The following is a 12,906-nucleotide window of genomic DNA, read 5'->3' as shown; positions in this document are numbered from 1 at the left end:
AGTATAGTGGATAAGAAAAGAAATTAACGGATATAAGGAGAGTTTAAGAAAACATGAAATTGGTTTCCTGGAACGTAAATGGAATTAGGGCTTGTGTGAAGAAAGGATTTTTAGATTATTTTAAAGACGTTGATGCGGATATATTCTGTCTTCAAGAAACGAAGCTTCAAGAAGGGCAAATTTCACTTGAACTTGAAGGGTACCATCAATATTGGAATTATGCGTTGAAAAAAGGGTATTCAGGTACTGCCATCTTTACAAAGGAAAAACCGCTCTCAGTGAAATATGGTGTAGGCGACTTGACCGAGGAACCAGAAGGAAGGATCATCACCCTCGAATACGAGAAATTTTTTATGGTGAATGTATATACACCAAACGCCAAAAGGGATTTGACGAGGCTCGATTATCGTCTCGAATGGGAAGAAGCGATGATCGAGTACCTTAAGGGGCTCGACATGGTTAAACCGGTCATCTTTTGTGGCGATCTTAATGTCGCACATCAGGAAATCGATTTGAAAAACCCAAAACCTAACATCGGCAATTCAGGTTTTACGCTTGAAGAACGTGGTAAGATGACTGAGTTGCTTCATGCAGGATTTATCGATACATTTCGCCATTTTTATCCGTTACAGGAAGGTGCCTATACTTGGTGGTCGTATATGAGTAAAGTAAGAGAGCGGAATATTGGATGGAGAATCGATTATTTCATCGTTTCAAAACGATTGTCCGATTCTCTCAAGGATGCAAACATCCACTGTGATATCATGGGCAGCGATCATTGCCCGGTCATCTTGGAAGCAAATATTTAATTTGGATAAATCCTGTTAAATGGGGATACTATTGATTACCGATATTCAGGTAGGAGGTAATGTGATGAAGACATTCATCGTGGGTTTCCATCAGGAAGATAATGTAGACAGCATGCAGGTGCAAAAACTGACAGCCGCTGAGTTTGAAAAAACGACGTCCCGTGGATTTCGCAGGTTATTTGATTTGGATACTAATATCGGATATTTCGTCTTTTTTGATGCTGAAGATGATGAGGGGGATTTATCTCATTTGGTTTTACAGTATGAAGAAGGTGATCAAGATCCAAGTGATTGTTATTCCTTTTCTAAACCTGATTTTTATGAATTCATGGCGCTTTATTTGCAAGGCATGAATGACAGTGCAGAAGTGGAAGAAGACGATGAAGAAGACTACGGGCCCGTCCATCACCTTGCCCATTTGATGTTTCATATCGTTGAGGAAGGGAAATCCGTTAAGCCTTAACGGACGTGCTTAATAATGATAGGTAATTGTGAGCTTTGTCAAAGAGATGGGATAGAATTGACCGTTCATCATTTAATACCAAGAGAAGAAGGCGGCAGTCATTTACCGACTGCCGCTCTTTGTAAATCATGCCATAAACAGATTCACGCGTCATATTCAAATAAGGAGCTAGCCATCCGCCTCTATACGATAGCATTGCTAAAGGATGATGACTCTTTAAAAAAATATATAAAGTGGATTAAAAAACAGCCGGCAACGAAAGCAGTGAAAATAAAAAAATCAAAAACCAAATAAAAAGGGAAAGCCATCATGAGAGAGGGCTTTCCCTTTTTGCTTTTAGCTTGCCTTATTTTTCAACCGATCCAGTAAAAATCCGCCTTTGAAATAACGCGGTTCATACGAAATGATGAAAGCCTTCGGTTCGAATTTTTCTACGGTTGCGATTAATTCTTGTTCACGGTTTCGTTTCGTCAAGATTTCCATTCGAAAACGGTTGCTATCCCTGCCCTCACCTGTATAGAGAGTGACACCGAATCCATTGTTCCTAAGCGTATCGACTAACTGTGCATTTTTGGATTGAGTATTGACGGTTACATTTATGTAGCCGATGGCGAGTTTTTGCTCAATTTTCGTTCCAAAAATAATTCCGATTCCAAAACCGACGGCATATACAACCATGGCCAGGATGCTTTGGTCACCGCCAAATACGAGCGATAATCCAAAAACGTACACTAACATTTCTGCAATGCCCAGTATCGAGGCAAGAACGGTGATATTTTTCACTAAGAAAATGGTTCGCAACGTGTAAATCGGTACGTAAATAAGTTGCAAAAGTAAAATCAGAAGTATTTCTTTCAAAAGAGCACCTCACCATATCTTCTAGTTATATTCCGATGTCTGAGCATTGGGGATGACCATCCCACATGTAACATCTTCCATAATCTAACCACAATTCATTAACGAAATTCAATGGGAATATTATGTATTTTTTGTGTCCGTTTTTCGAGAAGGAATTTAATCATATTTTATCTTTTTAACGAATCTCAACATACTCTTTTTTGTGGGAATTTGGTATGATTATCCTAAATCAATCATTGGAGGATTGATGATGATTAATCATGACGGGCGGGGTTTTAAAGGAAAAAGTCAAACAGAAAACGGAGAAGCATCGGGCAGTACGTCCTTTCATTATGCACAGGAAGGTTCCATTATTTCAGGGAGCTATCAGGGCGGTGAAATTATGAAAGGCACCCTGAGAGGACTCTTCAATTCCGCTACAATCATATCAAAGAAAAAGAGGCGGCAGCTGTTTTTCCACCAAGAGATATTGACTGACGGGAGAATACGATTGCATGAAAAATGGGTAGGGTCGGAGGCCGAAGGATATTCAATTATTGAAGGACAGGAAAGCCAACTTAATCCAATATAGAAAGGCTTGATGACAATTACGACGATTTGTTTAGTACGGCATGGCCAAACGGATTGGAATGCACAGGGAAAACTGCAGGGTCAGACAGATATTCCTTTGAATGAACTCGGAAGGATACAGGCTCGTCAATGTGGTGAATTCTTGATAAAAGAGAATTGGGATGTAATCATTACAAGTCCGCTTATAAGGGCAAGGGAAACGGCTGATATCATTGCTCATTATATGGATGTTCCGGTAATTGAGAAAATCGAATTCATTGAAAAGAATTTTGGAGCCGCTGAAGGATTGACAGCCGCAAAAAGAAAGGCAACATTCAAAGCTAAAGCATATCCTGGCCAGGAAAGCGAGGAGGCACTCACTAGCCGGCTGATGAAGGGACTGCAAGAAATCCAGGAGGAATATCCAGAAAAGAAAGTGATACTTGTTGCACACGGAGCCGTCATTCATTTCATATTACGGTTGATGTCCAACGAATCAATTGTATCCAATGATATGCGTTTGTCCAATGCATGCTTGAGCACGATAAGATTCGAGGTCGATTCATGGATCATTAAAGACTTCAATCAAATAAATCATTTATCATAATGCTAACAAAGATAAATGAAATGAAGGACGCCTATTGCCAGCTCATGAAGGAAAGAAGGAAATCATGATTAATATGAAGACAGCAATGGTTTTAGGGGCAACGGGGGTCGTAGGTACCCAGCTCGTCAAACAACTAAGTAAAAGCGATATTTATAAGGAAATTCACTTGCTTACAAGAAGGAATGTGGAAATTAATGAACCGAATTGCATGTTACATACTGTAGATTTCGAACGTTTATCTTCTTTTGCACATTTATTTAACGTCACGGATGTGTTTATATGCTTGGGTACAACAATCAAGAAGGCAAAATCAAAAGAAGCGTTTCGTAAAGTGGATTATGACTATCTTATGGAAGCGGCGAGAATCGCGAAGAGCTGCAATGTCGAGAAAATACTTGTCATAACGGCTATGGGAGCCAATTCAAAATCAGCCTTTTTTTACAGTCGTGTGAAGGGCGACGTCGAAGACGGGCTTAAGCAATTAGGTCTGAAATCAGTCCATATATTTCGCCCCTCCTTACTTCTTGGCGACCGGGATGAATTCAGGGCAGGTGAGAAGATTTCAGGTTTATTGATCTCCACCGCCCAATTCATCTTCATTGGACCCCTCCGACCCTATCGTGCCATAGAAGCGAAAAAGGTAGCCGCAGCCATGTATGCCGCAGCCCAAACATCGACCGCAGGCCTTCACATTCATCCTTCTGACGATATCGAGAAGCTTGCAGATTCGATTGATCAGTAAGCAATCAACGAACGAGCCTTAAAGGGCTCGTTTTATCATATTCAAGATAATGGATTTGTGTTTAGTGAAAAAAGGAAATGTATTTGAATGATAAAGCTTTTAATTAATTGGATACTTAAAAAAAGTACTCTTATCCGCTTAAACACGGAGGGGACGTAATGAAAATCAATCATAGAAAATATGAAGTCAATAACATGCACTATATGATAAGGTCTGCCCTGGATAAGGATGTTAGATGAAGCAAGTTTTAAACAAATAATTAAAGAGGATACACAAAGTATTAATAACTTATTTTTAGTAGCTGAAGTTAATAAAAAAATTGTCTCATAAAGTGGAATTTGGTGTATGTGCATTAAAAGAATTCTGGGGATATGGTATAGGAAAAAGCCTGTTAAAAGAATCCATAGACTGGGCAAACTCAAATGAAATCAAGAAAATGACTTTAATCGTTCTTGAAACCAATGATATCGCTATTAATCTTTATAAAAAATATGATTTTGAAGTGGAAGGGGTTTTAAAAAATGACAAAATTCTAGCAGATGGCAAATATTATAATTCCATTATGATGGGGAGGTTTAGTGATGATGAGTGAGGAATCTTCTACTTTTGATACAACCGATGAAAGGTAACAAGAAAATCAAGGTTTATCTGTTATTCATAAGTTTGTGTTGACGAACAAATGTTCCTTATTGTAATATGAAACCATGGGTAATAATGGTATAGGTGCATTCCATTAATAACGGAGCCCAGGAATTCACTCGGGGTTTTACACCAACAAATATGAATCAAAGGGGTTTTTTACTATGAACATGCGATTGTCGCCTTATTTAATGATGAACGGTAATGCAAAGGAAGCGATTGAATTTTACGAAAAAGCATTGGACGCCAAAATCCTTTTTACGCAAACTTTCGGGGAAATGCCAGAAAACCCGGAATTTCCTTTACCAGAGGAAGCGAAGGAACTTGTATCACATGCAATGGTGAAGGTTGGGGAAACGGATCTTATGTTTTCAGATACATTCCCAGGGCAAATGAGTCAGACAGGAGATCAAGTTACGATTTGCCTTTCAACTGACGATATCGAGAAATCAACCAAGATCTTTGAAGCCTTATCGGAAAAAGGACAAGTGAAAATGCCGTTGCAGGAGGCTTTTTTTAGCCCTGCTTATGGAATTGTCACAGACAAATTCGGTATTACCTTTCAAATTTACACAGAGGGCCAAAAATAACTTTTTATATGCGCTATAAAGTCAAATCGTTATAATTACTATAGTATCAATAAGGAGAGAGATGGTGAAAAGTCATTGCCATGGTCAAACCTTAAGCATATGGTGGAAAGAATTGGTCCCGATTTCTCATTTGCACCACTGAGAGATTGGGTTTTTTTCGAATATATCCTATGGGCTATATCAATATAGTGGCCTTTTCTTAATAGTATACTAGGCAGAGTCTTCATAATAGCTGTTGAAACGCTTTCGTTATCAAGCTGTGATATCTGTCATTCATTCTTTATCTGTTTGTTCTTTGGATGAAAAGCAGCTATGATATCATGTAAAAGGTAATGCAAATAGGTTGCTAAGGCTGACTGCAGCGAATTACGCATCGGCTATACAGCACATATTATGGATTTGGAGCAACTGCTTTACTTGAAAGAGTAGGCTTCGGATAATGAAGGAAACTGCCGAATACATAACAATTCCGAAGTGATATATAATTCTCTGGAGCATAAGTCTATTTTCTCGTTATAGCGCCAGGGACTAAGTCAGACCCATGGATTGCAACATTGCAAAAACATGACTTGGCATGTAAAAGGAAAGGTGAAAAATGTGAACACGGATCAAGCTTTCGACCTGTTAAAGGATGCGGGTGTAACAGAAAGTAACAGTATACAATTTGTCAGGCGTTGGATGCGAGAAGGAAGGATAAAATATGAGGGAGGCAATGTGAGTAGAAAAACAGGATCATCGGATGACACAGATCTGGCATTTGATCTGTTACAGGATGCAGGGGTTTCAGAAAGGATTCGTATACAGACTGTCAGGCGCTGGCTCTCTGAAGGCAGGATAAAATACGAGGGGAAAAGTCAGAAAGATGCTGGATTTAATATTGAAGACATGGTTAAAAAGCTGCCAATAAATGAGGTAAAGGTTCAAAATAAGGACGAAATCATCTATCGGCTAAAATTAAAAAACCAAGTACAAGATACACATATAGAAGGAATGGAAGAACTTCATGAAACTGCCAAAAAAACATTAATTCAGCAAAGGGAGATGTACAAAAAGGAAGTTGTCATCCTAAGGAATGAGAAGAGCCAATTGCAAAATGAAGTGAAGGATTTGTTAACGGAAAATATTGAATTACGGAATGAACTAGGGAAGCTGAAGGAAAATCAAACGGGTCATAACCATACGTTCCCCATTGCACAATCAGATGATTATAGCAAAAAATTAGGTCTTTCAAAAAAGGCAACTGTTAAAGAGGTATTGGCAGGATATAAAGGTTTATTAAAAATAACGCATCCTGACCATAACGGTAATTCAAAGGTGTTTCATTACATTAAGACTGATTACGATAACTTCAGAAATGGCAACAAAGGAACATGATTCATTTATCAAAATGAGGTCGTAGAAGCGACCTTTTTGTTTTGCTTTTATGGCAAGCAAAGCTGAAAAGAAGTTTAAAAATATTACAAAAAACACCTCGCTAGAATATATATTTAAAACCTTTTTTTTGTAGTTATGCAACTTATGTGTTTTTAATTCGTTTTGACTTTTATATCTTTTGCCCCTTTATCTTCATGCATGGACTAATACTTGGTGGTTATTTAGTAAAGAAAAACCAGCAGTCAATCATGCTGCTATTCGAAGCAATCTACAATATGTTAATGAAGCTTCCTCACATGAAAAAATTCCTTTAAGCTATTATTTGAAACAAAAAACAGGTTTATTTACATCCTTTACTTATTCTTATATCCTATTATTCTTTTTAACTTGGTTTCCTAGTTATTTACTAGATACTCATGACTTAAATGTCAAAGAAATGAGTGTTGTTACAGTCATTCCCTGGGTATTTGGTTTATGGGGTTAGCTTCAAGGCGATTCTTATCGGATTTAATATACAAGAAGTTCGCTGAAAAAAGAGTATTATTTTCTCGTGAGGTTGTATTGGTTACATGTTTGTTCATTTCTGCTGTGTGTATTGGACTTGCAAGAATTGTAACAACAATCATAGGAGCTGTAAGTTTAGTGGCTTCATCGTTATTGTTCTTGTATTTAATCGGTTCCATTTACTGGGCGATCATTCAGGATGTTGTGAATCATCAAAATGTTGGTTCAGTTGGAGGTTACATGCACTTTTTAGCCAATACAGCTGGAATACTGGATCCAACTGTAACTGGATACCTTGACCAAGTATCAGGTACATATACAGCAGCCTTTCTCTTATCGGGTAGTTTAGCAATATTAACGTCATTGGCGGTAATACGGTATGTCTAACCAATCAATTCGGACGTGTTTCAAACAAATAACCAAATGGACTTAAAATAGGGCAAAAAAAACTCCAAGCATTATAAGGCCAGGTCATATTGTAAGGTAGTAATAAGGTAATTCAACAATGAAATACACGAGCTATTAACAGAAATAATGGTCAGGAAGTAGTATTCCTGAAGGAACACACCTTACGTATCTTATTGATATTTTAATAATAACCTCGTCAGAATATATATTTAAAACCTTCAATAAATCAGGTAGTAACACCAAAGTCAACAAACTCCTATAAACAATAATTTCCAAATAAAAAAATAGATGTATAAAAGGGAATTAGATACTTTTGTTGAACTTGAACATTGTACACCATATTTTCCATTAGAAAGTCGAATTTAGTAACCGCTTACATTTTTCATTCTTCTTTTTCTTTGAGCAGAACTGTTAATTACTATGAATGTTGCAACTAACCGAAAACATTTGCGAATGGAGGTTTACTTATGGTTAACGCTTTGGCGGTCAATAAGGATGATTCACGTTCCTTCTTCACGAAAGATCACTTATCATATCGACAGGCATTTCGTGAATTTCTTCATAAGGAGGCAGTTCCCTATTATGATCAATGGGAACAAGAGGGGGCAATACCAAGCTCATTTTGAAGAGAATGGGGGAAAACGGATTTTTAAATCCATGGCTTGATGTGGAATTCGGTGGATTTGGATCGGACTTTGTCTATTCAGTTGTGCTGGCAGAGGAATTGGAAAGGATCGAATCTGGTTTAGCAGCAATATTCATTGATTCAGAGATTGCGGCCCGCTATATCGCTTCATTTGGAACAATGGAGCAAAAACATAAATATTTACCTGCATTCAGTTCAGGAGAGATGAAATCTGCTTTTGCGCTGTCAGAGAGGAATGTGTGTCCTGTATTAGCGAATATCCAAACCACTGCTTTCAAAAAAGATGGGTATTATCGGATAAATGGAGCCAAAACAATCATCACGAATGGTTATAGCGCCGACTTGATGATTGTAGCCTGTAATAACGATCTTGGAGCCGGATCTTGTCTTGACGGAATCAGTTTGCTGCTGGTTGACAAAGATACTCCAGGATTGACTAAGGGGAGGAAGCTAGTAAAAGATGGCAAGACTGGCTTGGAAACAGCGGATCTTTTTTTTGATGACTCAGCAGTACCTGTTAGCAGCCTCCTCGGTGAAGAAGGTAAAGGTTTATCATATTTCAATCAATATCTACAGCAGGAAAGTCTTATGTGTGCGATTAGATTTCTAATGGCAGCAAAGGAAATGCTTCACTTGACGAAGATATATATAATGGACAGTAAAGGTTCTAATAAAAACATTAGTCAGTGTCAAAATACAAGGTTTACCATTGCTGAAATAGCGACCGATATTCAAGTGGGCAGTACTTTTGTAGATGATTTGATCTGTAAACATATGAATGGAGACAATATCATGAAAGAGGTCTTGATGGCCAAATATTGGATCACTGAAATGTCCAAGCGAATTTCTGATAGGTGCATGCAGTTGCATGATGGGTACGGCCATAGGAGTGATGATAAAATTATCAAACGTCATCGGGACATTTCTGAGGCATCCTTCCATTTTGGATCGAATGAAACCGTGAAAAACCTCATTGCCCATCATGGCGGGTTTTGACACATGTTCATAACTTGACTCTATTAACTGCCTTTTTTAAAGGTGGTTTTTTTGTTCCATTTTTTTCAATATAAATATAAAGAACTAGACTTTTATATTTTATATGTTTACGAGTTTTAAGGTATGGGTATAACAGACTGTGCTTATAAAAGGTAATATTTTTGTAAAATTTGTAATTGTACATGAAAGATGGAGGTGCTTGTTATGTTAAAAATCGAAAAAGTATCGAAAATCTATAAGGGAGGCAAAAAGGCTGTAAATAATATTTCATTGGACATAAAAAAAGGGGAGTTCATTTGTTTCATTGGTCCAAGTGGCTGCGGTAAAACGACGACCATGAAAATGATTAACCGTCTGATTGAACCATCGGAAGGCCAGATTCTGATAAATGGCGAAAATATAATGGATAAAGATCCGGTGCAGTTAAGAAGGGAAATCGGGTACGTCATTCAACAAATCGGACTTTTCCCACACATGACGATACTGGAAAATATCACGCTCGTTCCAAAACTCCTTAAATGGGAAGAAAAGAGAAAAAAAGAACGCGCGCTTGAATTACTTCAGCTTGTCGATATGGGTCCTGAATATTTAGAGAGGTATCCACACGAATTGAGCGGCGGTCAGCAACAAAGAATTGGTGTATTAAGAGCACTTGCTTCCAATCCGCCACTTATTTTAATGGATGAGCCATTTGGTGCACTTGATCCGATTACCCGTGATGCCCTTCAGGAGGAATTCAAAAATCTCCAACGTACACTAAATAAAACCATCGTTTTTGTTACTCACGACATGGATGAAGCGATTAAGTTAGCGGATCGGATTGTCATATTGAAGGCTGGGGAAATCGTTCAAGTGGGGACACCGGATGAAATTCTCAGAAACCCTGTGAATGAATTCGTCGAAGAATTCATCGGTAAGGATCGATTGCTTCAAACAAGACCGCATGTTGAGTTGGTGGAACAGATCATGAGCCGTAATCCGATTTCCATTACTGAGGAAAAGTCCCTAAACGATGCCATCAAGATCATGCGTGAGAAAAGGGTGGATTCTTTACTTGTAATCGATGAGCAAAATGTTTTGAAGGGGTTCGTGGATGTAGAAACGATCAGTGAATTCCGTAAAAAAGCTACATTCATCAGTGAAGTGATCAACACAGAAGTTTATTCAGTGAATCAAGATTCTTTAATTCGTGATTCCGTTCAGAAGATACTGAAGCGAGGATTTAAATACGTGCCGGTAGTTGACCACAATAAACATTTGGTCGGAATTGTAACTAGGGCAACTTTAGTCGACATCGTTTATGACAGCATTTGGGGAGAGGAAGAACATCAAATAGCTGAAATGGTTGAAATGTTCTAGGAGGTGCATAAGATGGAAACTTTGCTCGATTTTTTACAAACGAACTGGCAAGAATTGATTTTTAAGGCATGGGAACATTTATACATATCATTGATCGCCGTGTTTCTTGGAATAATTGTCGCCGTCCCGCTTGGCATTTTGTTGACCCGGATGAAAAGGAGTGCTTCCTTTATAATCGGAATTGCTAATATTATGCAGACGTTACCAAGTCTTGCAGTACTAGCTTTTTTCATTCCTTTCCTAGGCGTAGGTAAAACACCCGCAATAATTGCATTATTTTTCTATTCTGTTTTACCCATACTCAGGAATACATATACAGGCATTAAAGGAGTAAATGAAAATTTACTGGAATCCGGCCGGGGCATCGGGATGACAAGCTGGGAGCGGATTCGCCTTGTTGAATTTCCGCTTGCCTTATCCGTCATCATGGCAGGGATTCGCACGGCTTCCGTCTATTTAATAGGCTGGGCGACCTTGGCTTCCTTCATAGGAGGGGGAGGACTTGGTGATTACATTTTCATCGGTTTGAATTTATACCAAACGGAATATATCATCGCTGGGGCCGTTCCCGTCATCATCATGGCCATCCTCGTCGATTTTGCATTTTCGGTCATAGAAAGAAAAGTCGTACCAAAAGGATTAAAGGGAATGAAGGAAGCTGCTTGAGGAGGAATACCATGCATAATAAAATAAAAAGTTCAATGATAATCGCCCTGTTGGCTTGTACCTTGATCATCAGTGGGTGTTCCTTGCCTGGATTGGGTTCTTCGTCAAATACTACGGTGAAGATTGGTGCTCAAAGCATGACGGAGTCCGAAATTTTGGCAAACATGATCGCTCAGCTACTTGAGCGGAATACGGACCTCGAAACGAAAATCATTAAAAATCTTGGCTCGAATTTCGTTCAGCAAAAAGCGATGGAAACAGGTGATATCGATATTGCTGCAACTAGATACACAGGTACGGACTTAACAAGTGTTCTTGGGCAGGAAATCGAAAAAGACCCAGAAAAAGCGCTGGAAATTGTACAAAGGGAATTCAAGAAGCAATATGGTTTTAAATTTTTTGATTCCTATGGATTTGATAATACATATGCCTTTACAATTTCAAATGAATTGGCCGAGAATAAAGGCTATGAGAAAATATCTGATTTAAAAAACGATGCAGGTGAGCTAAGATTAGGTGTCGATAGCGCGTGGTTGAAAAGAAAAGGCGATGGATATCAAGGATTCGTCGATACATATGGCTTGAAATTTGGCGAAACATACCCGATGCAGATTGGTCTCGTATATGATGCCGTCAAAAGCGGGCAGATGGATATTGTCCTTGCATACTCTTCAGATGGCCGAATTAAGGTTAATAACTTGAAGCTTTTGGAAGATGACAAACAATACTTCCCGCCCTATGACTGTTCACCTGTGGTTACTGAAGAATTATTGAAGCGGTACCCGCAGATAGAAGACGAGCTTAACAAGTTAATTGGTGAAATTAATACGGAAACGATGCAGGAGCTGAACTATGAAGTGGATGGGAACTTGAAGGAACCATCAGTCGTGGCAGCGGAATTCCTTAAAGCGCATCACTATTTTGAATAACGGGAGGTGCTATTAGATGGAAACCTTACAACAGCTCGGAACGTATTATTCGCAAAATTGGATGTATGTGCTTACCGAGTTTTATCGCCACTTTTTAATGTCCGCTTACGGTGTATTATTTGCAGCCATCATAGCCATACCGGCAGGCATTTTCATCGCTAAGCATAAAAAATTGAGTACGTGGGTATTTTCGATAACGAATGTGATACAAACTACACCAGCACTTGCTATGCTGGCCCTCCTTATGCTAGTGATGGGATTAGGAACGAATACAGTGATTGTGTCTTTGTTCTTATACTCCTTACTGCCGATCCTGAGAAATACGTATGTCGGGATTACGAGTATAGATCATGCTTATTTGGAATCGGGAAAATCAATGGGGATGACAAAATTCCAGCTACTAAGAATGGTCGAATTGCCATTATCTCTTTCCGTCATCATGGCAGGGTTACGAACAGCGCTTGTCGTTGCAATCGGAGTCACTGCAGTTGGTACCTTCGTTGGCGCTGGCGGCCTAGGCGATATCATCGTCAGGGGAACGAATGCTTCGAATGGAACAGCCATCATTCTCGCCGGTGCCATTCCGACGGCATTGATGGCCATCCTTTCAGATCTATTACTAGGATGGATGGAACGAGCTCTTTCACCGATAAAAAAGAAAAAGATTCATACAGTCTAATGTATAACAAAACAGCTAAAAAGGAGACCGATGCAGCTCAATGCATCGGTCGTTTTACATAGTAGCCGGGACGGGATAATCATGAACG

General features: G+C 38.9%; 15 protein-coding genes and 2 pseudogenes. 16 read left to right on the top strand and 1 reads right to left on the bottom strand.

Annotated elements, in window-relative coordinates; all coding sequences use genetic code 11:
- Positions 1–53: 53 nt before the first annotated feature.
- The 3 genes from ABE28_RS11995 (at position 54) to ABE28_RS11985 (ending at position 1,566) form a co-directional block, all read left to right on the top strand.
- Complete coding sequence (locus tag ABE28_RS11995) at positions 54–809, top strand: exodeoxyribonuclease III (protein WP_064464982.1); 756 nt, start codon at positions 54–56, stop codon at positions 807–809.
- A 64-nt stretch (positions 810–873) separates the two neighbouring features.
- On the top strand, positions 874–1,272 hold the full coding sequence (locus ABE28_RS11990) for a hypothetical protein (protein WP_064464984.1): 399 nt from the start codon (positions 874–876) through the stop codon (positions 1,270–1,272).
- Between the two features lie 15 nt (positions 1,273–1,287).
- Positions 1,288–1,566: an HNH endonuclease gene (locus tag ABE28_RS11985; protein ID WP_064464986.1), complete on the top strand. Its 279-nt coding sequence runs from the start codon at positions 1,288–1,290 to the stop codon at positions 1,564–1,566.
- Between the two features lie 42 nt (positions 1,567–1,608).
- On the opposite strand, the gene ABE28_RS11980 is transcribed toward ABE28_RS11985, so the two are convergent.
- The gene (locus ABE28_RS11980; RefSeq protein ID WP_064464988.1) at positions 1,609–2,130 is read right to left on the bottom strand and encodes a DUF2179 domain-containing protein; all 522 of its coding nucleotides are present in this window, start codon (positions 2,128–2,130) and stop codon (positions 1,609–1,611) included.
- A gap of 247 nt (positions 2,131–2,377) precedes the next feature.
- Between ABE28_RS11980 and ABE28_RS11975 the strand changes: the two genes are divergently transcribed.
- The 13 genes and pseudogenes from ABE28_RS11975 (at position 2,378) to ABE28_RS11920 (ending at position 12,818) form a co-directional block, all read left to right on the top strand.
- Positions 2,378–2,701, top strand: coding sequence for an avidin-fold protein (locus ABE28_RS11975; protein ID WP_257390564.1), 324 nt, complete (start codon positions 2,378–2,380; stop codon positions 2,699–2,701).
- Between the two features lie 9 nt (positions 2,702–2,710).
- A complete protein-coding gene (locus ABE28_RS11970) occupies positions 2,711–3,286 on the top strand; it encodes a histidine phosphatase family protein (RefSeq protein WP_306807293.1) in 576 nt (191 codons plus the stop codon).
- Between the two features lie 64 nt (positions 3,287–3,350).
- Positions 3,351–4,028, top strand: a complete 678-nt coding sequence (locus ABE28_RS11965) for an NAD(P)H-binding protein (RefSeq protein ID WP_064465312.1) — start codon at positions 3,351–3,353, stop codon at positions 4,026–4,028.
- Between the two features lie 194 nt (positions 4,029–4,222).
- A pseudogene (locus ABE28_RS11960) lies at positions 4,223–4,620 on the top strand (GNAT family N-acetyltransferase).
- Positions 4,621–4,831: 211 nt separating this feature from the next.
- Positions 4,832–5,257: a VOC family protein gene (locus ABE28_RS11955; RefSeq protein ID WP_064464990.1), complete on the top strand. Its 426-nt coding sequence runs from the start codon at positions 4,832–4,834 to the stop codon at positions 5,255–5,257.
- Between the two features lie 714 nt (positions 5,258–5,971).
- Positions 5,972–6,631, top strand: coding sequence for a molecular chaperone DnaJ (locus tag ABE28_RS11950; protein ID WP_156775750.1), 660 nt, complete (start codon positions 5,972–5,974; stop codon positions 6,629–6,631).
- 199 nt (positions 6,632–6,830) lie between these two features.
- Positions 6,831–7,522: pseudogene (locus tag ABE28_RS25045) on the top strand (MFS transporter); the annotation flags it as partial.
- Positions 7,523–8,010: 488 nt separating this feature from the next.
- A complete protein-coding gene (locus ABE28_RS25730) occupies positions 8,011–8,169 on the top strand; it encodes a hypothetical protein (RefSeq protein WP_257390783.1) in 159 nt (52 codons plus the stop codon).
- A 5-nt stretch (positions 8,170–8,174) separates the two neighbouring features.
- On the top strand, positions 8,175–9,185 hold the full coding sequence (locus tag ABE28_RS11940) for an acyl-CoA dehydrogenase family protein (protein WP_257390782.1): 1,011 nt from the start codon (positions 8,175–8,177) through the stop codon (positions 9,183–9,185).
- A 204-nt stretch (positions 9,186–9,389) separates the two neighbouring features.
- Positions 9,390–10,544, top strand: a complete 1,155-nt coding sequence (locus tag ABE28_RS11935) for a betaine/proline/choline family ABC transporter ATP-binding protein (RefSeq protein ID WP_064464996.1) — start codon at positions 9,390–9,392, stop codon at positions 10,542–10,544.
- Positions 10,545–10,556: 12 nt separating this feature from the next.
- Complete coding sequence (locus ABE28_RS11930; protein ID WP_064464998.1) at positions 10,557–11,210, top strand: ABC transporter permease; 654 nt, start codon at positions 10,557–10,559, stop codon at positions 11,208–11,210.
- 11 nt (positions 11,211–11,221) lie between these two features.
- The gene (locus ABE28_RS11925) at positions 11,222–12,139 is read left to right on the top strand and encodes an osmoprotectant ABC transporter substrate-binding protein (RefSeq protein ID WP_064465000.1); all 918 of its coding nucleotides are present in this window, start codon (positions 11,222–11,224) and stop codon (positions 12,137–12,139) included.
- A gap of 16 nt (positions 12,140–12,155) precedes the next feature.
- A complete protein-coding gene (locus ABE28_RS11920) occupies positions 12,156–12,818 on the top strand; it encodes an ABC transporter permease (RefSeq protein WP_064465002.1) in 663 nt (220 codons plus the stop codon).
- Positions 12,819–12,906 lie beyond the last annotated feature (88 nt).

This window comes from Peribacillus muralis, assembly GCF_001645685.2.
Taxonomy (GTDB): Bacteria; Bacillota; Bacilli; order Bacillales; family DSM-1321; genus Peribacillus; species Peribacillus muralis_A.
This window is presented reverse-complemented; position numbering and strand designations above follow the sequence as displayed.

Bases quoted from the DNA above. Each gene is read 5' to 3' on its own strand.
- ABE28_RS11995 (WP_064464982.1), top strand. From the start codon at position 54: ATGAAATTGGTTTCCTGGAACGTAAATGGAATTAGGGCTTGTGTGAAG.
- ABE28_RS11990 (WP_064464984.1), top strand. From the start codon at position 874: ATGAAGACATTCATCGTGGGTTTCCATCAGGAAGATAATGTAGACAGC.
- ABE28_RS11985 (WP_064464986.1), top strand. From the start codon at position 1,288: ATGATAGGTAATTGTGAGCTTTGTCAAAGAGATGGGATAGAATTGACC.
- ABE28_RS11975 (WP_257390564.1), top strand. From the start codon at position 2,378: ATGATGATTAATCATGACGGGCGGGGTTTTAAAGGAAAAAGTCAAACA.
- ABE28_RS11970 (WP_306807293.1), top strand. From the start codon at position 2,711: ATGACAATTACGACGATTTGTTTAGTACGGCATGGCCAAACGGATTGG.
- ABE28_RS11965 (WP_064465312.1), top strand. From the start codon at position 3,351: ATGATTAATATGAAGACAGCAATGGTTTTAGGGGCAACGGGGGTCGTA.
- ABE28_RS11955 (WP_064464990.1), top strand. From the start codon at position 4,832: ATGAACATGCGATTGTCGCCTTATTTAATGATGAACGGTAATGCAAAG.
- ABE28_RS25730 (WP_257390783.1), top strand. From the start codon at position 8,011: ATGGTTAACGCTTTGGCGGTCAATAAGGATGATTCACGTTCCTTCTTC.
- ABE28_RS11940 (WP_257390782.1), top strand. From the start codon at position 8,175: ATGGGGGAAAACGGATTTTTAAATCCATGGCTTGATGTGGAATTCGGT.
- ABE28_RS11935 (WP_064464996.1), top strand. From the start codon at position 9,390: ATGTTAAAAATCGAAAAAGTATCGAAAATCTATAAGGGAGGCAAAAAG.
- ABE28_RS11930 (WP_064464998.1), top strand. From the start codon at position 10,557: ATGGAAACTTTGCTCGATTTTTTACAAACGAACTGGCAAGAATTGATT.
- ABE28_RS11925 (WP_064465000.1), top strand. From the start codon at position 11,222: ATGCATAATAAAATAAAAAGTTCAATGATAATCGCCCTGTTGGCTTGT.
- ABE28_RS11920 (WP_064465002.1), top strand. From the start codon at position 12,156: ATGGAAACCTTACAACAGCTCGGAACGTATTATTCGCAAAATTGGATG.